We start from the raw sequence: 20,861 nt of genomic DNA, 5'->3' as shown, positions 1-20,861 counted from the left end.
GGTTATCATAGCTAAGTCTGCGTCAATGCAGTTCCCTCATTGCGGTCTCCATGAATTCCTCTATTTCCGATCCCACTCCCGACGACGAGTTCGACGAAAACGGCTACGACCGTCCCAGCAAGTCACAGATCAAGCGCGAAATGCACGCGCTACTGGACCTGGGCAAGCAATTGATCGAATTGCCGAACGACAAACTCAAACAGCTGCCGCTGGCCGAACGCCTGTACGAGGCCATCCGTCTGGCACAGCGCACCACCAGCCGCGAAGGCAAGCGCCGTCAAACCCACTTCGTGGGCAAGCTGATGCGCGATGCGCCGGCCGATGAGATCCGTCAACAGCTCGACATCTGGCAAAACGGCTCGCGCGAAGAAACCGCCGCGATGCACCGGCTGGAGCTGCTGCGCGACAAGTTGCTGAAAGACGATGACGCGCTCACCGAGCTGCTCCACGCGCATCCGGGCGCCGACGTGCAAGCGTTGCGCGCGACGATCCGCGCCGCGCGCAAAGAGGCTCAAGCCAACGCCGCGCTGCAACCTGGACAGGAACCGCAACGCAAACACTATCGCGCGCTGTTTCAAGCGTTGAAAAACCTCGCCGCCTGAACCTGAACTCGCCGCGCGTGTTGAATCCAGCGCGCACGCCGACCGACGTTATTACACCGAATTCATTCGCCACTATGACTGCCACGCCCGCCCTCCTCGATTGCCTGGAAATCCCGACTGGCCCGAATCCGACACATGCCGTGATCTGGCTGCACGGCCTGGGCGCCGATGGCAATGACTTTGCGCCCATCGTGCCCGAGCTGCGACTGGGCAGCAGCCCGGCGGTGCGTTTTGTGTTTCCGCACGCGCCAGTGCAACCGGTGACGATCAATGGCGGCATGGCGATGCGCTCTTGGTATGACATCCTGGTCACTGACCTGGTGCGCCGCGAAGACGCCGCCGGCATCCGTCAATCCGAAGCGGCGGTACGCGCCCTGATCAAGCGCGAAAACGAGCGCGGCATTCCGACAGCCCGCATCGTGCTGGCCGGGTTTTCGCAAGGCTGCGCGATGACCTTGCACACCGGCTTGCGGTTGGAAGAAAAGCTGGCGGGGATGATCGGACTGTCCGGCTATCTGCCGCTGTTGGACATCGCGACCAGCGAACGCCATACGGCCAATGCCGACACGCCGATCTTTTTGGCGCATGGCACATTCGATCCGGTCGTGCAGCTCGAGCGCGCGCAGGCCTCATTGGCGTTGCTGCAATCGTTGGGCCATGATGTCCGCTGGCATACCTACCCCATGCCGCACTCGGTGTGCGCGCCGGAAATCCAGGATATTGCGGGATTCCTGCGCGAAGTCCTGGCCGCCAGCGCGTGATTCGTCCGCGTTTGCGCTGACGAAGCATACGCGGACTCGACGGTTAAGCTGCCGGATGCGTGGCCACGCCGTCGAGCCGATCTTGCCCGAACGAACGCTGGTCCAAGCTGGTCAATCCAGCAGGCTCAACCATACCCGCCGCATGGTCGGGTCTTCCGGATCCGGATCGTTGGTGAACCCCAGGCGTGTCATCAGCGTGAGCATCGGCCGGTTATTCGCCAGCACGAGTCCGTCGATATATTCGAGCCCCTGTTCACGCGCGGCATCGATCAGCGCTTGCATCAACTGACCGCCTAAACGCCGCCGCTGCCAATCGTCACCTATGACGAGCGCGTATTCCGCGCCGCGCCCATCGGGGTTACGCAGATAGTGCGCGAACCCGATGATGATCTCGCGCGGATGCCCGCGATTCTCCAGATTCGGCACCATGGTCGTGGCCACCAGCGCCAGTTCGCGGTGATAGTCGATCTGGGTATAGCGGGCCACCATGCGCGGCGTCAGTTCACGCATCATGGACACAAAGCGCATATAGCGCGAGCGTTCCGACAGCCCGCGGATGAACTCTTGCAGCGTTTCGCCATCCTCGGGGCGGATAGGACGAATGGTCCATTCTGTACCGTCTTCGAACTCCCGGTGCCGTACCAGGCGCGCGGGGTAAGGGTGTATCGCCATATGCGGATACCCCTCGGTCTGCGGCGAAGCACAGACCGGATCCGCGCATAGCGTGACGCGCATGCCCGCGGCGCGCAGTTGCGACTGGCCCGCGTACAAGGGATCAATATCCAGTGAGTCTATGGCGGGCAATTCGGAAATGACCTGCGACACTTGGACCAAAGCATGCTGCAAGGCTTCAGTGGCCGCCACGCTCAGTTGCGAAGCCAGCACGCGCTGCCAGGCGCGGCTGCGTTCGATGAGTTGCCGCGCCAGGTAGCCGTTCAAGGGAGGCAAATCGCGGCCGCGATCGGCGCCCGTGGTCAATAACGCATCCTCGCCACCCGCACCGAACTGAATGACCGGGCCGAAATTCGGATCGCGGCGCACACGTATCGCCATGGGACGTGATTCGGGTTCACCGGGCAATACGCCAGCGGGCACGTCCCGCAGCGGCACATCGAAGGCCTCCAGAATTTCGCGGCACTCCGCCGCGGTGAGATCCAGACGACCCATTTCCCGCGCACGTTCGATCACGTCGCGCGCGCGCGCCACATCCGGGACGCGGCTTGGCGGCTCGGGCGGCAGGGTTTGCAACAGCAACTGCTGGTTGTAGTAGTGCGTCGCCAGCACGCCGAACGCATCGGCCGCGGACTCGGGCGTGCGAAATGCCGGGGTGCCGGCGTCGTCCAGCATGCGGCGCAAGGGCCGCATGCCCGCGTCGCCCATGAAGCAGCTCACCACGGGCTTGCGCGCCTTGGGGGCATACTGCGCAAGCTGGCCCGCGACCGCGCGCATATCGGACAATGCGTCCGGCGCCAGCACGACCAGCACGCCATCGACTCCGTTGTCATCAATCAGATGATCCAGCACCGCCTGAATACGTTCGGCGGTAATGGGCACATAAGTAATGACAGGGTTCTCGGTGACCGCATCGGGTTCCAGCAAGGCCTCTAACGCTCGCCGCGTAGTGGCCGCCAGCTCCGCACGCAAGGTGGGATGATTGGGGCCAATCAAATCCAAAGCTAGCTGCGGCGGGCCACTGCCATTAGACAAAATCGCTACGCGCCGCCCCCGCGGACGACGCGCATAGCCCAGCACCTTGACCGCCGAGAAGAGTTGCACGAAGTAGCGCACCCGCACGGCGCCCGCCCGGCGCAAGGCCGCATCCAGCGCCGCATCGCTGCCCGGAGGACCATCGCGCCCGGCTTTCAAGACAATGACCGGCTTGACACTGGCGGCAGACCGCAACGCGCTCATGAATTCGCGTGCCGTGCCCACCTCTTCCAGATACAGCACGATGCTGTCCGTACGCGGATCACTGGCCAGGAAATCGAGCACCTGCGCGACACGGATCGAAGCTTCGTCGCCCAGCGCGACGACTGTTGAAAAGCCGATGTGCGCATCATCTGCCCAGTCCATGACAGCGGCGGCAATGGAGCGCGATTGCGCGACCAAAGCTACCCGGCCCGGGCGCGCAAGCGTGGGATGCTGACTGAGATTCAGACCCGCATGCGGGCGCAACACGCCAAACGCTCGCGGTCCCAGGAGCGCGCAATCGTTTTCTTCGGCCCACTGGCGGCACAGCGCGACCGTGCCGCCGGGCCAAGGGTCCGGGATTTCGTGCGGTAAAACAATGACCGCGCGAGGACGCAATCGCGTCATGCGGCGCAGGGTTTCCGGTAACACCGCCGGAGACACACAGACCAGCGCGAGATCTGGCCGCTGTCCGGCGCCGATGCCTTGACAGGCTTCGGGGAACTCGGGCGCCACCGCGGCCGCCACGTCCACCAGCGTTGTACGCGCCCGCAAATCGGCCCGCAGCGAGGCGACGACAGGCAACGGACGATCCGCCACCACCACCAGCGAGCCAGGGTCAAATAGCGGGGCAAGAACGTGTCGCAGCATGGGCAGGTCGGCGCTACTCTAAAATAACCCCATCGTAACAAGACGGCCACGCTATCGCCATGATGGCGCGCAATGTTTACCGCCCCTCGCGGCGGCGTGCCACGCCCTTACCTGCTGACTATGACTTCGACTCCTATCCGCACGCGCTTTGCGCCCTCGCCTACGGGCTTTCTTCACTTGGGCGGCGCGCGCACCGCACTGTTTTCGTGGGCGTTCGCCCGTCACCATCAGGGCGTCTTCGTGCTGCGCATCGAAGACACCGATCTGGAGCGTTCCACGCCGGAGGCGGTGCAAGCGATCCTGGACAGCATGGACTGGCTCGGCATGCAGCCCGACGAAGGCCCGTTCTATCAGATGCAGCGCATGGACCGCTATCGCGAAGTCATCGCACAAATGCTGGAGGCCGGCACTGCCTATTATTGCTATAGCTCGCCCGAAGAAGTCGAGCAGATGCGCGAGGCCGCTCGCGCGCGTGGAGAAAAACCGCGTTATGACGGCACGTGGCGCCCCGAGCCAGGCAAAACGCTGCCGGCCATCCCAGAAGGCCGCAAACCCGTCGTGCGTTTCAAGAATCCGCAAACGGGCACGACCAGCTGGAACGACATGGTCAAGGGTCCGATCAGCTTTGACAATAGCGAGCTCGACGACCTGATCATCGCGCGCCCGGACGGCACGCCGACGTATAACTTCTGCGTGGTGGTCGATGACTGGGATATGAAAATGACGCATATCCTGCGCGGCGATGACCATGTGAACAACACGCCGCGTCAGATCAATATTCTGCGCGCGCTGGGTGCGCCCGTGCCGGAATACGGTCATGTGCCGATGATTCTGGGACCCGATGGGGAAAAGCTGTCTAAACGTCACGGCGCGGTCAACGTGATGGATTACGATGCGCAGGGCTACCTGCCCGAGGCGATGATCAACTATCTGGCGCGCCTGGGGTGGAGCCACGGAGACGACGAGCTCTTCACGCGCGAGCAATTGGTGCAATGGTTCGACACGGACCATCTGTCCAAGTCGGCATCGCAATGGGACCCGAAAAAGCTCAACTGGGTCAACGCGCACTACATCAAACAAACGGACAACGCCGAACTCGCCACGCGAGTCGCACCGCGTATCGAACGGCGCGGCGGCAACCCAGCAGCGACCGATCTGGTTGCGGCCATGGGTCTGCTGAAAGATCGCGCGGAAACGCTGGAGCAGCTGGCCGAAGCCGCGATGCTGTTTTGCAAGCCCTACGCCCCCGCGCCTGCTGAATTAGTGGAGCAGCACCTGACGGCCACGGCTCGTGAGGCGTTGGCCGATTTTGCACAACGCGCCCGCGATACGGAATGGACCCGCGAAGGGATCACCGCATTGATCAAGGCCGTGCTGTCCGATCGCGGTATGAAGATGCCGCAGCTGGCTATCCCGCTGCGCGTCGCCGTCGTGGGACAAACCCAGACTCCCGCGGTGGATGCTGTCCTGGCCCTCATCGGCAAGGATGTCGTGCTGGAACGACTGGCGGCGATCTGATTCGTGCTGATGGGCAAGCGCGAGGGATATTGCGCTTGCCCTTGTCGCAGGTCTAGGCTTGCGCCACGCGATTCAATTGCTGCGCGCGTCGCTTGAGCACCCAGGCGAAGCTCATCCCCAGTACCGGCAGCAGTACGGCGGACGTGCCAAACAGCACCGCGGCGCCCGCCTCGTCTACAAAGACGCCGGCCAGCGCCACACCCACGGCCTGTCCGAGAAACAGGCAAGATGCAAACCACGCGACCGCCGTGCCACGCGCGGAGGGCACCATCTGCGTGGCATTCGTTTGCAGCGTCGCATGCAACAGGTAATAGCCGAAGCCCGCCAGCACGCTCGCCACCACCGCCCATACCCATGAAGGGCCCAGCCAATAGGCCAGAAAGGACAGGCTCAACACAAAGCCGCCCGACGTCACCAAACCGCGTTCGCCCAGCCAGTTGACCATGCGCCCGGCAATCAGGGTATAGAGCAGTCCACCCAGGGCATACACCGCCACCACGCCGCCCGAGGCGGTGAGCGACAAATCGAAGCGGTCATGCAGATAAGCCGGTGCAAAGGCCAGCGAACCGAAAACCAGCAGGCCCTCGAGGAACACCGTCACGAGCACGATGCGCGCCCAGGGCACGCCGAACACGGTGCGTACTTGTGCGACAAAGCTCAGGCGCTGTACCTGCGCACCGTCGCCGGACGCCGCGCCCGTGGCGCGATGCGCGGCCATACGTTTGACCTCGCGCATCAGCAGCGTGCCTACCACCACATAGCCCACAACCAGGAATCCGAACGCCCAGCGCCAGCCGATGGTGTCGGTAAACCAGCCGCCGACGACCTGGCCGACGGCCATCCCGAGGATCGTCCCGGTCAGAAAGCGCGCCAGCGTCGCCTGACGCTCTTCATAGCGCACGTTGTCGCCGATCCAGGCCATCGACAGCGGCACGATACCGGCACCGGCCGCGCCCGACAGGGCCCGACATAGGATCAGCACATCCAGATTCGGAGCGAGCACCGCGCCCATGCTGCCGATCGCGCAGGCAAAGGTCGCGATGGACACCACCCGGAATTTGCCGTAGCGATCCCCCACGGGTCCGAAGAACATTTGCAACAGCCCATAGGCGATCGCAAACGCCGTGACCGTCGCGCCCGCCTGCCCGGTCGAGGTCCCGAACTCGGCGGCCAAACGCGGCAGCATCGGATCGCAGATACGGAAGGCGCTCGCGCTGACGAACGCCGCCAGCGCCAACAAGAGAATGGCCCGATACGGAGCGCCCGAGGTAGTTGTGTGTGCGTTCTGCCCCACGGCGCTCAATCCGGCAGCCGGTAGGAGGCGGGCATGCGGCGCGCGGTGATCGATTGCCCGCCCTTGCGCACCTCATGCAGCTCCAGGCGTGTCGACTCGACCTTTTCAACCCGATACTGGTTCCGGTAGATTGGATCGCTCGTGTCGATGGCCTCGCCGTTGGATTTGACGGTTTGCAGGGTGAGCACGCCGTCCACGAGTTCCCAGCAGCCCGCTTCGCGCAGGCCGGGACGGATTCGTTTGCCGACTTTCAATTGGGTATCGTAGGTCATCGTGCCATTGGCCTCGAGCACGATCAGCGCCCGGAAGTCACCTGCCACCCCGCTGGGCCGGGTGTTGGACAACCAGCGGCCTATCAGCGCGCTGCCGGCGGGCGCCGGGCTACAACTGACCGGCCGTGGGGGTGTCGTCTCGACCGCGACTTGTTCGACCGGGGCATGCTGTGTGGAGCAACCCAATAATAAACTCGCCGCGCCAGACACGACGAACCCGCGATACCACCATGCTTTGATCATGACATCCTCGATACACATGCGCAGCGTGCCGCCGCTCGGCGGCCTCGGGCTTGCGCAACTGCAGGTGGGACTCTAAACAGCACTCGCGCTTGTTGCAATGCACCGCTGCAATATTGCAGTGTGGACGCAACAGGATGAGAAACTACGCAAGCTCACGACAGACGTTTATTCGGCGCGGGCGCGCGGTTTTGATCCGCAAAGCGGCGTAAAATGGCGACCGCGAGCAAGCACTACGCCGCTCGGCAGCGCCCTTGGGGCGCCGCGCATTTTGTCACGATTAATTGAGATTTCCCTAGGGTTTCCTAACTTGTCCCCCGCCCCATCGGCTACTAGAATTAGTGCTATAGTAGCGGCCTGGCACTACATATAGTAGCCATCTAGCGGCTGGAGCGATTTCGGCCGACGTGCCTGGACGCTCGTTCGGCACGGCTAGACATCATCCCTACAGAATTCCAGCACGGGCACATATCGTGCCCGCGTCTTTTTACGCTTTTCCACAGGAGCTTCCATGCAGACGACGATCGCCTCTGTGACTCGGCCCTCCGCCGTGCCGCCTAACACCAACGAAACCTCCGCCGATGCCCAGAATGGGCAATGGGCGGGTTATCAGGTTATTCGACGCAACGGCTCGGTAGTGGGTTTCGAGCCCAGCAAGATCGCCATCGCGATGACCAAGGCGTTCTTGGCCGTCAACGGCGGTCAGGGCGCGGCTTCCGCGCGTGTGCGCGAGCTGGTCGAATCGCTGACCAATCAGGCCGTCAGCGCGCTGGTGCGTAATCGTCCCAACGGCGGCACCTTCCATATTGAAGACATCCAGGACCAGGTCGAGCTGGCCCTGATGCGTTCGGGCGAGCATGACGTGGCGCGCGCCTATGTGCTGTACCGTGAGAAACGCGCGCAAGAGCGCGCCGCGGCCCAGGGCAGCAGCAGCCTGACGTCTCCCTCGCAAGAACAAAGCAATCTGCACGTGGTGGAAAACGGCGTACGCAGCCCGCTGAATCTGAGCGCCCTGCGCGCCACGATCGAAGCCGCCGGCGAAGGGCTGACCGAATTCATCGACACCGAAGCCATCCTGAAAGAAACGGTCAAGAACCTGTACGACGGCATTCCTGTTGACGAAGTGTTCAAGTCCGCGATTCTGTCTGCCCGCTCGCTGGTCGAAAAAGACCCGGCCTACAGCCGCGTGACCGCGCGTCTCTTGCTGCATACGATCCGTAAGGAAGTGCTGGGCGAAGAAGTCGCGCAGGGCGCGATGGCAACGCGCTATGCCGAATACTTCCCTGTCTTTATCCAACGCGGTATCGAAGGCGGTTTGCTCGATCCGAAACTGGGCGAATACGACCTCGCGCGCATTGGCGCCGCGCTCAATGACAAGCGCGATCTGCAATTCAGCTATCTGGGCCTGCAAACGCTGTACGACCGTTACTTCCTGCACATCGGTGGCCGCCGTATCGAGCTGCCGCAGGTGTTCTTCATGCGCGTGGCCATGGGTCTGGCGCTGCGTGAAACGGATCGCGAAGCACGCGCCATCGAGTTCTACGAAATCCTGTCGTCGTTCGACTTCATGAGCTCGACGCCCACGCTGTTTAACTCGGGCACGCTACACTCGCAATTGTCGTCGTGCTATCTGACCACGGTCTCCGATGACCTGGAAGGCATCTACGACGCCATCAAAGAAAACGCACTGCTGGCGAAATACGCGGGTGGTCTGGGCAATGACTGGACGCCGGTACGCGCCTTGCGCAGTCACATCAAGGGCACCAATGGTGAAAGCCAAGGCGTGGTGCCGTTCCTGAAGGTCGTCAACGACACCGCGGTGGCCGTGAACCAGGGTGGCAAGCGCAAGGGCGCGGTGTGCACCTATCTCGAAACGTGGCACTTGGATATTGAAGAATTCCTCGAACTGCGCAAGAACACCGGTGATGAACGTCGCCGCACGCACGACATGAACACGGCGAACTGGATTCCCGATTTGTTCATGAAGCGCGTCATGGAAAACGGCGAATGGACTTTGTTCTCGCCGTCGGATTGCCCCGACTTGCACGACAAGTATGGCAAGGCGTTCGAAGAAGCCTATCTCGGCTACGAAGCCAAAGCGCAGCGCGGCGAGCTCAAGCTCTTTAAGAAAATGCCTGCGGTCTCGCTGTGGCGCAAGATGCTGTCCATGCTGTTCGAAACCGGCCATCCGTGGATCACGTTCAAGGATCCGTGCAACATCCGCTCGCCGCAACAGCACGTAGGCGTGGTTCACAGCTCGAACCTGTGCACGGAAATCACGTTGAACACCAACGAGTCGGAAATCGCGGTGTGCAATCTGGGTTCGGTGAACCTGGTCGCTCATATGAAACCGACCGCCGATGGTGGCTACGAACTCGATCACGACAAGATCAAGCGCACGGTCAGCATTGCGATGCGCATGCTCGATAACGTGATCGACATCAACTACTACGCGGTCAAGAAAGCGAAGGACTCCAACGAGCGTCATCGTCCGGTGGGCATGGGCATCATGGGCTTCCAGGATTGCTTGCACATGATGCGCGTGCCGTATGCCTCGCCATCGGCCGTTGAATTCGCGGACCGTTCGATGGAAACGATCTGCTATCACGCTTACTGGGCATCGAATCAACTCGCGAAAGAACGTGGCCGTTATCCTTCGTATGAAGGCTCGTTGTGGTCGCGTGGCATCTTGCCGCAAGACTCGATCGCGATGCTGCGTGAAGAACGTGGTGGTCATGTTGAAGTCGATGAGTCGAGCACGCTCGATTGGGAGTCGTTGCGCGCAAGCATCAAAGAACATGGCATGCGCAACTCCAACTGCGTGGCGATTGCCCCAACGGCGACGATTTCCAATATCATTGGCGTGTCTGCGTGCATCGAACCCACTTACCAGAATTTGTACGTCAAATCGAATCTCTCCGGCGAGTTCACGGTCGTTAACGATTACCTCGTGCGTGACCTGAAGAAACTCGGGCTCTGGGACGAAGTCATGGTCGCTGACCTGAAGTACTTCGATGGCAGTCTGTCTCGCATCGATCGCGTACCGGCCGAAATGCGCGAGCTCTACGCCACCGCATTCGAAGTCGAGCCGCGTTGGTTGGTCGAGTGCGCATCGCGTCGCCAGAAATGGATCGATCAAGCTCAGTCGCTCAACATCTATATGGCTGGCGCCTCGGGCAAGAAACTCGATGAGACCTACAAACTCGCATGGCAGCGTGGCCTGAAGACCACCTACTACCTGCGCACGCTGGGTGCGACCAGCGCAGAAAAATCCACGGGCCGTGGCGGCGAGTTGAACGCCGTGAGCGCGACCCACACCGCTGCTGCTGTTGCCGCTGCAGCCGCAGCCCCTGCGTTGCCGGAACCCGAAGTCCTCGGGGCGGTTTGCACCATGCGTCCGGGCGATCCCGGATTCGAAGAGTGCGAAGCCTGCCAGTAATCCACACCGCCTCCGGAGAATTTATTCATGCTTAATTGGGACGACGACAACCTCGCAACGCAACCGGCCAACACTCCCGCGACTTCCGCGGGTGGTCAGCCGGGCAGCGCGGGACAACCTACTCGAGCCGCCACCGGCGTGTTCGGCGACTCGGCCTTGCCGCCGGCGGCACCCGCCTCCGCGGCGAGCGTCGATGCACAAGCCGCGGCGCATCGCGTCAAGATGGCGGACAAGCGCATCATCAATGGCCAGACCGACGTCAACCAGCTGGTGCCGTTCAAATACAAATGGGCGTGGGAAAAATACCTCGCCACTTGCGCCAACCACTGGATGCCGCAAGAGATCAACATGTCGCGTGACATCGCGCTGTGGAAGAACCCGAACGGCTTGACCGAAGACGAGCGTCGCATCGTCAAGCGCAACCTCGGTTTCTTTGTCACCGCCGATTCGCTGGCTGCCAACAACATCGTGCTGGGCACCTATCGCCACATCACGGCGCCCGAGTGCCGCCAGTTCTTGTTGCGCCAGGCCTTCGAAGAAGCCATCCACACGCACGCGTATCAATACATCGTCGAAAGCCTGGACCTGGACGAAGCCGAGATCTTCAATGCGTATAACGAGATCCCGTCCATTCGCGCCAAAGACGAATTCCTGATTCCGTTTATCGACGCCATTGCCGATCCCAACTTCAAGACGGGTACGCCAGAGGCCGACCAAACGCTGTTGAAGTCGCTGATCGTCTTCGCGTGCTTGATGGAAGGCTTGTTCTTCTATGTCGGGTTCACGCAGATTCTGGCGCTGGGTCGTCAGAACAAAATGACGGGCGCGGCCGAGCAGTACATGTACATCTTGCGCGATGAATCCATGCACTGCAATTTCGGCATCGACCTCATCAATACGATCAAACTAGAGAATCCTCACCTTTGGACACCGGAATTTCGTGAAGAAATACGTGGTTTGTTCCAAAAGGCTGTCGAACTCGAGTACGCTTACGCCGAAGACACAATGCCGCGTGGTGTGTTGGGATTGAACGCGCCTATGTTTAAATCCTACCTACGCTTCATTGCAAACCGTCGTTGCCAACAGATTGGTATTGAGCCTCTGTTCCCGCAGGAAGAAAACCCCTTCCCGTGGATGGCAGAGATGATAGACCTGAAGAAGGAACGCAACTTTTTCGAAACACGCGTGATCGAATACCAGACTGGCGGTGCGCTGAGCTGGGAATGATGTGAACGTTTGGCGTCGGTGCCTTGATGCTCGAGACGCCGAACATTGCTCCGTCGGCCAGGTATTCGAATACGCAGTACCAAGCAGCAGGCAACCCTTAACCCGGTTGCCTGCTGGCGCCATTTGAGATGGCTCGCACGAATCGCGGGGGCCATATCAAATGGCTGTGCCGAATTCATTAGCGCAAACCGTAGTAGCTGTCACCGAATTGGGACAGCGGCATGCGCCGATGAATAGCCCGGGCATCTGCCGTCGATCGATGGTGGATTGCATGGGTTTACGTTCTGGGACCCCTCTGAACCTAAGGAGCAAAACCATGGCAACAGCCAAGAAGGCCGCTAAAAAGGCGGCAAAGAAAGTAGCAGCGAAAAAGGCAGCGGCTAAGAAAGCCCCCGCCAAGAAGGCCGCGAAGAAAGTCGCCGTGAAGAAAGTCGCGGCCAAGAAAGTAGCAGCCAAGAAAGTCGCAGCTAAGAAAGTCGCCGCGAAAAAAGTAGCCGCCAAGAAAACGGCTGCGAAGAAAACCACCGCTAAAAAAGCAGTGAAGAAAGCGACGGTCAAGAAAGCCACCGCCAAGAAAACGGTAGCCAAAAAGACCACCGCGAAAAAGACCGTTGCCAAGAAAGCGGTAGCCAAGAAAACGACGGCTCGTAAAACCGCCGCCAAAAAGACCACCGCTAAAAGTGCAACCAAATCGGTCGCCAAGAAAGCCACCGCCAAAAAAGCGGTAGCCAAGAAATCGGCCGCTAAGAAAACCGTTGCCAAGAAAGCTGTAGCCAAGAAGGCCACCGCTCGCAAAGCATCGGCCACCAAGGCTGCCACCTCGAAAGCCGTGAAGAAGGCACCCGCCGCGGCCAAGAAGACCGCAGCGAAAAAGCCTGCCGCTAAGAAAACGGCTGCCAAGAAGCCTGCCGCGCAACCGACCGCGGCTGCCACGCAAGGCGCCAAGACCACGGTGAATCCGGCTGCTTCGTGGCCCTTCCCCACGGGTGGTCGCCCGTAGTTCTGGCCCGTTCCGTTAAGGTCGGTGCTCGTAGAGCCGCCTGGTGCAAGCCAGGCGGCTTTTTGCTGTTCGCCGCGCGCATGCACACTGCCAAGCCGCATGCGGCGTGCGACAATGACGAGGATCTATTTTTGTCAGGCTGTATTCATGTTCGGCGATATTCTCCGTTTCTTGCTCGAAATCACCTTTATGCTGTTCGGCGCGGCGCTGATCGTGCGCGCGTGGATTCACGCGGTGAGGCTGCATCCGTTTAACCCCTTGAGCCGCGGGATCTATCAAGTCACCAACTGGTTGGTCCTGCCGATCCGCAAGATCGTGCCGGCGGGCAGCGTGCTGGACTGGCCCAGTTTATTAGCCGCATGGCTCACGGCCATGCTTTATCTGGTGCTGACGTGGCTGGTGGTGATGCACACGCTGATCCCGGCGGCCCTGTTGCCGGCGGCGCTTGGCGCTTCGTTATTGATGGTGGCGCGGTGGACGTTGAATATCATCGTTTGGTTGACGTTCTTGCAAGCCATTCTGTCGTGGGTCAATCCCATGTCGCCGCTCATGCCCTTGCTGCAGACGCTGACGGCACCCTTGCTTGAACCCATTCGCCGGATTCTGCCGAACTGGCGTATCGACCTCTCGCCCTTGGTCCTGTTTATCCTCGCGCAGATTGTCTTGATGATGCTGTCGCGGGTGATCTTCATGCTCAGCGGTGTCTGATCGTCGCGTCCCACGACAGCAAGAAAAACGCCCACCGGTTCGGTGGGCGTTTTTCTTGATAGAGCCGTCGCAGCCGCGCGGGGACCGGCAGTCACACCGCACGCTGAAAGGCTAAAAAGGCGGTCGCCACGCGACTCGCCTTTGGCCTCATCAATACGGTGTCACGCGCGTGGGGCCTGCGCCGCTGATGACCTGCACACGCTGGCCCACGCTGATGGGCACATCGGCTTCCTGAGCCACGACACGCGTCTCGCCGTTATCCAGACGGACGGTGATTTCCAGGCCCGAGGCGCGCGCAGCACGGTTTTCGACGGCGTTACCGGCCAAGGCGCCGAGGATCGCACCGCCCACGGTGGCGATCGCGCGTCCCGTGCCGCCACCGATGGCGTTACCGGCGACACCACCCAATGCACCACCGGCAACCATGCCGACGCCACTGGATTTGCTTTCTTCGATGGTGATCGGACGCACGCTGGTTACCGTGCCATTGCGCACGATTTGCTCGCGCTGCGCTTGGTCATAGCTATAGACCGAGCTGGAGGCGCTGCGATTAGCGCAACCGCCCAGCACGGCCATCGAGGTAACGACGGCGGCCACCGCAAGCCAACGGCCAGTACGGGACGCAACGACGGAGGTAGAAAAAGTCTGACTCATGTGGACTCCTTGATCGGTAACCACTAATTTACTCTACAGATAATACCCTGGCGCGGGCAATAAGATACCGTTGAGAAACAGCCTGCAACCGCTGTGCGCACACGTGGCCGCGTGCGCTCGTGTCACGCTTGCCACCATGCAAGCGCTATGCCGGAATATGAGGGCGTATCTTACGACGCTTGCACCGGGAGCGAAATGCCGTACGCCGCGCGCAGCTGCGCGTCGATCTCGGCACGGCTGGGCGCGTGATTCTGCGGGCCTCGCGACGCGATTTTGATCGAGCCCATCAGATTGGCCAACCGGCAGCTGTCGAGCCAGCTCCAACCCTGCGTCAAGCCATACAGCAGCCCGGCGCGGTGCGAATCGCCGCAGCCCGTGGGATCGACGACCGCCTCTGCTGCCACCGGTTCCACCTGCAGCGCCTCGCCGCCGGTGTAGAGGGTGGCGCCCTCGCCGCCGCGCGTCACCACGACGGCTTGAAGTTTCTCGGCGATCTGCGCCATGCTCATGCCAGTGCGTTGCTCGACCACCCCAGCCTCGTAATCGTTCACCGTGAGCGCCTGTGCGAGGCCGAGCATGCGTTGCAGGTCCGCGCCATCAAAGAGCGGCATGGCTTGACCCAGATCGAAGATAAACGGGATACCCGCGGCATGCAGGCGCTCGGCATGGGCGAACATGCCTTCCTTGGCGTCGGGCGCGACGATGGCCCAGGCGGCTTTGGCGCCGGAGATATCGTTTTGTGCGGAGAACGACATCGCGCCCGGGTGGAACGCGGTGATCTGGTTGTCATCCAGATCGGTCGTGATGAAGCATTGCGCGGTATAGGTGCCAGGAATGACGCACAGACGCGAGGTCTCGATCTGCATGCTCTTGAAGCGTTCGATATAGTCGCCCGCGTCATCGCCCACTGTCGCGACCGGTACGGGATTGCCACCCAGCAGCTTCAGGTTATAGGCGATGTTGCCGGCGCAGCCGCCGTATTCCTTGCGCATCGTGGGAACCAGAAAGGACACGCTGAGTGACTGGATGCGGTCGGCAAGGATATGTTCCTTGAAACGTCCCTCGAACACGGCGATGGTGTCGAACGCCATCGAGCCGCAAATCAGAACAGAATCCGTCATGCTGAGTATCCTTCAGGGAAAAAACTTGTGAAGCTGGAAGCCGTTGACCATCGGGCCGCTGACCTCGATGGGCACGGCGATGTTGAGTTCGGCGCCCGCAGCGAACGGACGCTGCGCCTGCTCGGGCGTGAGATAGGCCTCGGGCGGAATGATTTTGCGGATCACCACGGTGTCCGACAGATCGCTCAGATCCAGACGTAATGCCGGCCAGGGCTGCGGTTGATCGTAGAGATTGCGCAGCGACGTACGCAGTACCAGCCGTGTGGTGTTCCCGCTCTCGGCGGCCGCTTGGCCGGCGGGCGGCTGCAGCGATGAGGAAGTAATGGCGATGCGATTGATATGGCGGGCATAGCCGACCTCGCAACCCAACGAGGCGCAGGCTTTTTCGAGCATTGGACGCATCGCGGGAGCCCAATCAGCAAGGGTGGTGCGATAGAGATAGATCGCTTGCGCGGCCAGCAGCATCAAGCCCAGCACGCAGCCGTACCCCCACAGGCTGCTCAAGAAAGCACGCCGTACGTGTTTATCGTCATCCAGAAACTCGGGCGGTGCACGGCCAGCGTCGGTCGCGCCGTGATAGCGCGTACGGGCCTCGCCCGCCACGATGGGCGTGTCTTCATCCGACTCGTCTGCGAGCGACGCGGATCCACGTGCCGCCGCGCGACCGTCCCAGGCGCGATCTGCCGTGACCATTTCGTCCGTGTCGTCTTCGTCCGGATCGGCGACGCGGATCACAGGTTCATCCGGCGTATCAATCCAACGCGGCTCAGCGGCGAATCGCTCGCCCGCATGGGAGGCGTGGGAAAGCGTAGGCGCGGCGGCCCCGTGCCGTGGGGGCAGTTCATCGGGCGCAACAAACGTCGGCTCGCGATCCGATGTGTCGGATCGCCAGTCCTCGTCGTCGTCCTGATAGCTCGTGTCGGAAACGGCAGCGTCACCCAGATAAGGGTCCTGCCGTGACATGGCGGAGCGATTACGCAATACGGCCGGGGCCGCTGGCACATCCGCCGCCGTGATCGCGGGTTCGCGTGTAAGGGTCGGCTCGACGGATGAGCTTGTCCGGGGCGCGGGCGCGGGTGGACGTACGAATGCAGGTGCGGCGACAGGCGCGTACGCCGGTACAGGCGTCGCAACTGAACCCTGGCTCACCAAAGGCGCCGCCGCCTGGCTTCCCGCCGTGGGCCGGGTGCTGTTGCTCGCCATCTCGATCGACCCGAATCCGTCGGGGATCTGTGCGGTCAGGCACGCGCGGCCGTCGAACACGGTGGCGCACTCGCCGCAGCGGACCAGACCGTTACGGACACGTAGTTGATCCGGCACCACCCGGAAAGCGGTGCCGCACTGAGGGCAGCGGGTCGTCATGGCCATGGCGATATCCCGGTGCGTATCAATCAGGTTTTACGACCGTGCAGGCATACCCAGCCGTCACGGGCTTGCCAGACGGACATTTTGAGCCATGGCGCATAGGCCAGCGCGACTTCTTCGGCCTGCCGTTCCAGCACACCCGACAGCACCAGATCGCCGCCCGGAGCCACGCGACCGGCCAGCATGGGCGCGAGCACCTTCAACGGATTGGAGAGAATATTCGCGACGACCACCTGATAGGTGCCGTCGGCCAACGCGTCGGGCAACAGGGCCTGCACGGACACGCGGTTTACCTGGGCGTTGTCCATAGTGGCTTGCACGGCCTGAGGATCGATATCGACCGCGTCGGTCGAGCCCGCACCCAGCTTTTGGGCAGCGATGGCCAGAATGCCGGAGCCGCAACCATAGTCCAGGACCGTGGAGCCCTTGGGCAACTCGGCTTCGAGCCACGCCAGACAGAGATGGGTGGTGGGATGACTGCCCGTACCAAACGCCAGACCCGGGTCGAGCTCGATATGCACGGCGTCCTCGGCCAGGGTTTCCGCCGCGGACACATCGGGGTCATCGCGGTGCCAGCTGGGGACGATCCAGATGCGCTCGCCGATGTGAATCGGGCCGAACTGGGATTGGGTCAGGCGCACCCAGTCCGCGTCAGGAACATCACGTAAAGACCAGCCACCCAAGGCGATCGGGTCGATGCCGGCCTGGCTGGTCGCTTGTTCGTAGATTTGCGCGGGGTCTGCACCATCGGGCAGCAACGCGACGACGCGATTGCGGTCCCAGGCTTGAACTTCGGGCTCGGTACCGGGCTCACCGAACAGGGGTCGTTCGGCCTCGGTGCCGAAGTCGGCATCCTCGACGGAGACCGACAGCACACCCGCCTCGAGCAGCGCATCGGAGAGGGTCTCGGCCTGTGCCTCGAGACAATGTAGGACGAGTTCACGCATGACGATGGATTCCGGCAAAGGCGGGCCACGTGGGCCCCCCTGGCATCAAGGGCGCTGGGCCAGCTTGTGCTCTAGATAATGAATGCTGGTGCCGCCCTCGATGAAGCGGGCGTCTTGCAGCAATTCGCGATGCAACGGAATGTTGGTGGAGATACCCTCGACCACCATCTCGGACAGCGCAATGCGCATACGAGCCAGCGCCTGTTCACGGGTGTCGCCATACGTGATGACCTTGGCGATCATCGAGTCGTAGTTTGGCGGCACGAAATAGCCGTTGAACACGTGCGAATCGATACGCACACCGGGGCCGCCCGGCGTGTGCCAGTTGGTGATACGGCCAGGGCTGGGCACGAAGCGGAACGGATCCTCGGCGTTGATCCGGCACTCAATGGCATGGCCCTTGAACTGGATATCGCGCTGACGCAGCAGGAATTTTTCGCCCGCGGCGATGAGAATCTGTTGCTGCACCAGGTCCACGCCGGTGATCAACTCGGTCACCGGGTGTTCCACCTGAATACGGGTGTTCATTTCAATGAAATAGAACTCACCGTTTTCGTACAGGAACTCGAAGGTGCCGGCGCCACGGTAGCCCATCTTGCGGCAAGCGTCGGCGCAGCGGTCGCCGATGCGCTCAATCGCGCGACGCGCGATGCCGGGTGCGGGGGCTTCCTCGATGACTTTCTGGTGACGGCGCTGCATGGAGCAGTCACGCTCGCCCAGCCATACGGCGTTGCGGCCGCCATCTGCCAGTACCTGGATTTCCACATGGCGAGGATTCTCGAGGAATTTCTCCATGTAGACTTCGGGGTTGTTGAAGGCCGCGCCTGCCTCGGATCGCGTCATGGTGACGGCGTTGACGAGCGCGGCTTCGGTATAGACCACGCGCATGCCACGCCCACCGCCACCACCTGCCGCTTTGATGATGACCGGATAGCCGATCTCGCGCGCGATGCGCACGATTTCCTTGGGATCGTCAGGCAATGCGCCTTCCGAGCCGGGCACGACCGGCACGCCGGCCTCGATCATGGCGCGCTTGGCGCTGACCTTATCGCCCATCAGGCGGATGGTTTCGGGACGCGGGCCGATGAACACGAAGCCGCTTTTCTCGACGCGGTCCGCAAAATCAGCATTTTCCGACAGGAAGCCGTAGCCGGGGTGGATAGCCTCGGCGTCGGTCACTTCGGCCGCCGAGATGATGGCGGGCATGCTGAGGTAGCTGTCACGCGAGGGAGCCGGCCCGATACACACGGACTCGTCTGCCAGGCGTACGTATTTCGCGTCGCGATCGGCCTCGGAGTGCACGACCACCGTCTTGATGCCGAGCTCGCGGCAAGCGCGTTGAATGCGCAGCGCGATCTCGCCGCGGTTGGCGATCAGGATTTTTTCAAACATAGGTGCAATTAGCCAATAACGAACAGCGGTTGACCGTATTCGACGGGCTCGCCATTCTCGACGAGAATCTCTTTGATGACGCCGGATTTATCGGCTTCGATTTCGTTCAGGAGCTTCATCGCTTCGATGATGCACAGGGCGTCGCCTTCCTTGACGGTCTGGCCGACGTCCACGAAGGGAGCAGCACCCGGATTGGGCGAGCGGTAGAAGGTGCCGACCATCGGGGCCTTGACGACATGGCCTTGCACCACCGGAGCGGCTTCCGGCGCGGGGGCAGCGGCAGGCGCCGCGGCCACGGGCGCGGCTGCGGGAGCAGCCTCGGGCGCATGGTAGGCCACGGGCTGGACCGTTTGCGAGAACTTAACGATGCGAACTTTGCCTTCGCCTTCGGTAATTTCAAGCTCGGCGATGCCCGATTCAGCCACCAGGTCGATCAGGGTCTTAAGTTTTCGGAGATCCATAGAAGCTGCTTCCCGATTAATGTTCGCAGCGCGACATCAGAGCTGCGCTGCATCAGTGTATGAGTGAGATAAATAAAAGACCGAAGCCATCATGCCGAGCCCGGCCCGCAAAGCCCGCTAATGCCGGGCCGCGTAGCGTACCGCAGCGGCATAGCCGTCTGCGCCCAGGCCGCTGATAAGCCCGATAGCCAGATCTGACAGATAAGAGTGCTGCCGGAAAGGTTCGCGTTTATACAGGTTCGACAAATGTACTTCAATAAAAGGGATCGCGACTGCCGCCAGCGCATCGCGCACGGCGACGCTGGTGTGCGTATAGGCAGCGGCATTGATGACGATAAAGTCGGTTCCATCCTGGCGTGCAGCCTGAATGCGATCAACTAATGCGCCTTCGTGATTGCTTTGCCAGGCGGTGAGTCCGACGCCAAGCTCCCGAGCCAAAGACTCCAGCTCCTGGTTGATTTGCGCCAGTGTGAGACTGCCGTAAATATGAGGCTCGCGTAAACCCAAGAGGTTCAGGTTGGGGCCGTGCAGTACCAGGATGTGTTGCGCCATGGATCGGGTCGCGCCGAAAAACCAGACACTCAATGTGTCGGCAAAACGATCAATAAACCGCCTTTTTACGCTTATTCCTAGTATTTGTCCAATAGGCGCGGCGAATAAGGCGGTTTCCGGCAATCCCGTGCGGGCATGCCGATTAGGTGCTGAGTGATTGCAAACTGCGATCTAAATCCTCATATTGGATCTGCCCCAGTATTTTGCGACTAATGCCGCCATCTGCTTGCAAAATGACGGTAAATGGCAAGCCCCCCGCCGCGTTGCCGAGTTTACGCAGTGTATCGATCCCGTCGGAACCCATGACGAGCAATGGATACGATACTGGGATTTTCTGCACGAATTCGCGCATTTTCTCGACTTTATCGATGCCAATTCCGACAAACTGCACAGAAGGATATTTTTCGTGCAGGGATTGAAGTTCTGGCATCTCTTTCACGCAAGGTGCGCACCAGGTTGCCCAAAAATTGATCACCACGGCGCGTCCACGCCACTGATCCAGTCGCTGGGTGGCTCCGTCCAGATCAGGCAGCTTCAGATTCCACAGCAGTGCCTCGGCATCGGCTGCCGAGACGCGCGACGAAGTTTGCCCGTCGGAAGTGTCCGTGGGGGAAAGAGTGCGGCGGTAGGCCAGGCCGCCAGCCGCTGCCGCCACGACGGCGGCGCCTGTATAGAGAAAGAAGCGACGATTCATGACGCGATCATAACCTCGCGAGGAAACATCGGGCGGGCAGCCTCTACAATGCGGA

The 20,861-nt window shown here is 61.4% G+C and carries 18 protein-coding genes; 7 read left to right on the top strand and 11 right to left on the bottom strand.

All coding sequences use genetic code 11. The features are described 5' to 3' along the window. Nucleotides 1-50: 50 nt before the first annotated feature. Nucleotides 51-602 (top strand): ribosome biogenesis factor YjgA, encoded by a 552-nt coding sequence (yjgA, locus tag GOQ28_RS05255; RefSeq protein ID WP_160355712.1) that lies wholly within the window; start codon nucleotides 51-53, stop codon nucleotides 600-602. 74 nt (nucleotides 603-676) lie between these two features. Further along, nucleotides 677-1,363 (top strand): alpha/beta hydrolase, encoded by a 687-nt coding sequence (locus tag GOQ28_RS05250; protein ID WP_160355711.1) that lies wholly within the window; start codon nucleotides 677-679, stop codon nucleotides 1,361-1,363. A 111-nt stretch (nucleotides 1,364-1,474) separates the two neighbouring features. On the opposite strand, the gene GOQ28_RS05245 is transcribed toward GOQ28_RS05250, so the two are convergent. Further along, nucleotides 1,475-3,922, bottom strand: coding sequence for a bifunctional acetate--CoA ligase family protein/GNAT family N-acetyltransferase (locus GOQ28_RS05245; protein ID WP_160351802.1), 2,448 nt, complete (start codon nucleotides 3,920-3,922; stop codon nucleotides 1,475-1,477). Between the two features lie 120 nt (nucleotides 3,923-4,042). On the opposite strand from GOQ28_RS05245, the gene gltX reads away from it, so the two are divergent. Then, nucleotides 4,043-5,440 (top strand): glutamate--tRNA ligase, encoded by a 1,398-nt coding sequence (gene gltX, locus GOQ28_RS05240; protein WP_160355710.1) that lies wholly within the window; start codon nucleotides 4,043-4,045, stop codon nucleotides 5,438-5,440. 52 nt (nucleotides 5,441-5,492) lie between these two features. Here the strand turns inward: gltX and GOQ28_RS05235 are convergent, their stop codons facing one another. After that, a complete protein-coding gene (locus GOQ28_RS05235; protein WP_336603741.1) occupies nucleotides 5,493-6,734 on the bottom strand; it encodes an MFS transporter in 1,242 nt (413 codons plus the stop codon). 5 nt (nucleotides 6,735-6,739) lie between these two features. Beyond that, on the bottom strand, nucleotides 6,740-7,249 hold the full coding sequence (locus tag GOQ28_RS05230; protein WP_160355709.1) for a hypothetical protein: 510 nt from the start codon (nucleotides 7,247-7,249) through the stop codon (nucleotides 6,740-6,742). Nucleotides 7,250-7,757: 508 nt separating this feature from the next. Here GOQ28_RS05230 and GOQ28_RS05225 point away from each other — a divergent pair. The 4 genes from GOQ28_RS05225 (at nucleotide 7,758) to GOQ28_RS05210 (ending at nucleotide 13,620) form a co-directional block, all read left to right on the top strand. Further along, nucleotides 7,758-10,685, top strand: coding sequence for a ribonucleoside-diphosphate reductase subunit alpha (locus GOQ28_RS05225; RefSeq protein WP_160355708.1), 2,928 nt, complete (start codon nucleotides 7,758-7,760; stop codon nucleotides 10,683-10,685). A gap of 27 nt (nucleotides 10,686-10,712) precedes the next feature. Beyond that, nucleotides 10,713-11,912, top strand: a complete 1,200-nt coding sequence (locus tag GOQ28_RS05220; RefSeq protein ID WP_160351806.1) for a ribonucleotide-diphosphate reductase subunit beta — start codon at nucleotides 10,713-10,715, stop codon at nucleotides 11,910-11,912. Nucleotides 11,913-12,228: 316 nt separating this feature from the next. Next, on the top strand, nucleotides 12,229-12,912 hold the full coding sequence (locus tag GOQ28_RS05215; protein ID WP_160355727.1) for a histone H1-like DNA-binding protein: 684 nt from the start codon (nucleotides 12,229-12,231) through the stop codon (nucleotides 12,910-12,912). Between the two features lie 147 nt (nucleotides 12,913-13,059). Then, the gene (locus GOQ28_RS05210) at nucleotides 13,060-13,620 is read left to right on the top strand and encodes a YggT family protein (protein ID WP_160351807.1); all 561 of its coding nucleotides are present in this window, start codon (nucleotides 13,060-13,062) and stop codon (nucleotides 13,618-13,620) included. 150 nt (nucleotides 13,621-13,770) lie between these two features. On the opposite strand, the gene GOQ28_RS05205 is transcribed toward GOQ28_RS05210, so the two are convergent. The 8 genes from GOQ28_RS05205 to GOQ28_RS05170 all read right to left on the bottom strand — a co-directional run bounded on the left by GOQ28_RS05205 (nucleotide 13,771) and on the right by GOQ28_RS05170 (nucleotide 20,806). Beyond that, a complete protein-coding gene (locus GOQ28_RS05205) occupies nucleotides 13,771-14,274 on the bottom strand; it encodes a glycine zipper 2TM domain-containing protein (protein ID WP_160351808.1) in 504 nt (167 codons plus the stop codon). Nucleotides 14,275-14,444: 170 nt separating this feature from the next. Next, on the bottom strand, nucleotides 14,445-15,395 hold the full coding sequence (locus tag GOQ28_RS05200) for a carbohydrate kinase family protein (protein WP_160355707.1): 951 nt from the start codon (nucleotides 15,393-15,395) through the stop codon (nucleotides 14,445-14,447). Nucleotides 15,396-15,407: 12 nt separating this feature from the next. Continuing rightward, nucleotides 15,408-16,763: a DUF3426 domain-containing protein gene (locus GOQ28_RS05195; protein ID WP_160355706.1), complete on the bottom strand. Its 1,356-nt coding sequence runs from the start codon at nucleotides 16,761-16,763 to the stop codon at nucleotides 15,408-15,410. Nucleotides 16,764-16,786: 23 nt separating this feature from the next. Continuing rightward, a complete protein-coding gene (gene prmA / locus GOQ28_RS05190; RefSeq protein WP_160355705.1) occupies nucleotides 16,787-17,707 on the bottom strand; it encodes a 50S ribosomal protein L11 methyltransferase in 921 nt (306 codons plus the stop codon). 45 nt (nucleotides 17,708-17,752) lie between these two features. Next, the gene (gene accC / locus GOQ28_RS05185; RefSeq protein WP_160351812.1) at nucleotides 17,753-19,099 is read right to left on the bottom strand and encodes an acetyl-CoA carboxylase biotin carboxylase subunit; all 1,347 of its coding nucleotides are present in this window, start codon (nucleotides 19,097-19,099) and stop codon (nucleotides 17,753-17,755) included. An 8-nt stretch (nucleotides 19,100-19,107) separates the two neighbouring features. Next, nucleotides 19,108-19,560, bottom strand: a complete 453-nt coding sequence (gene accB, locus GOQ28_RS05180; protein WP_160351813.1) for an acetyl-CoA carboxylase biotin carboxyl carrier protein — start codon at nucleotides 19,558-19,560, stop codon at nucleotides 19,108-19,110. Nucleotides 19,561-19,677: 117 nt separating this feature from the next. Further along, entirely contained in the window at nucleotides 19,678-20,112 is a 435-nt protein-coding gene (gene aroQ / locus GOQ28_RS05175) for a type II 3-dehydroquinate dehydratase (RefSeq protein ID WP_160351814.1), read from the bottom strand. A gap of 142 nt (nucleotides 20,113-20,254) precedes the next feature. Then, nucleotides 20,255-20,806, bottom strand: coding sequence for a TlpA family protein disulfide reductase (locus tag GOQ28_RS05170; protein ID WP_160355704.1), 552 nt, complete (start codon nucleotides 20,804-20,806; stop codon nucleotides 20,255-20,257). Nucleotides 20,807-20,861 lie beyond the last annotated feature (55 nt).

The sequence above is a fragment of the Bordetella sp. 02P26C-1 genome, from assembly GCF_009763255.1.
Lineage (GTDB): Bacteria > Pseudomonadota > Gammaproteobacteria > Burkholderiales > Burkholderiaceae_B > Bordetella_A.
Note: the sequence above shows the minus strand (reverse complement) of the source record. Positions and strands in the feature narration are given on the sequence as shown.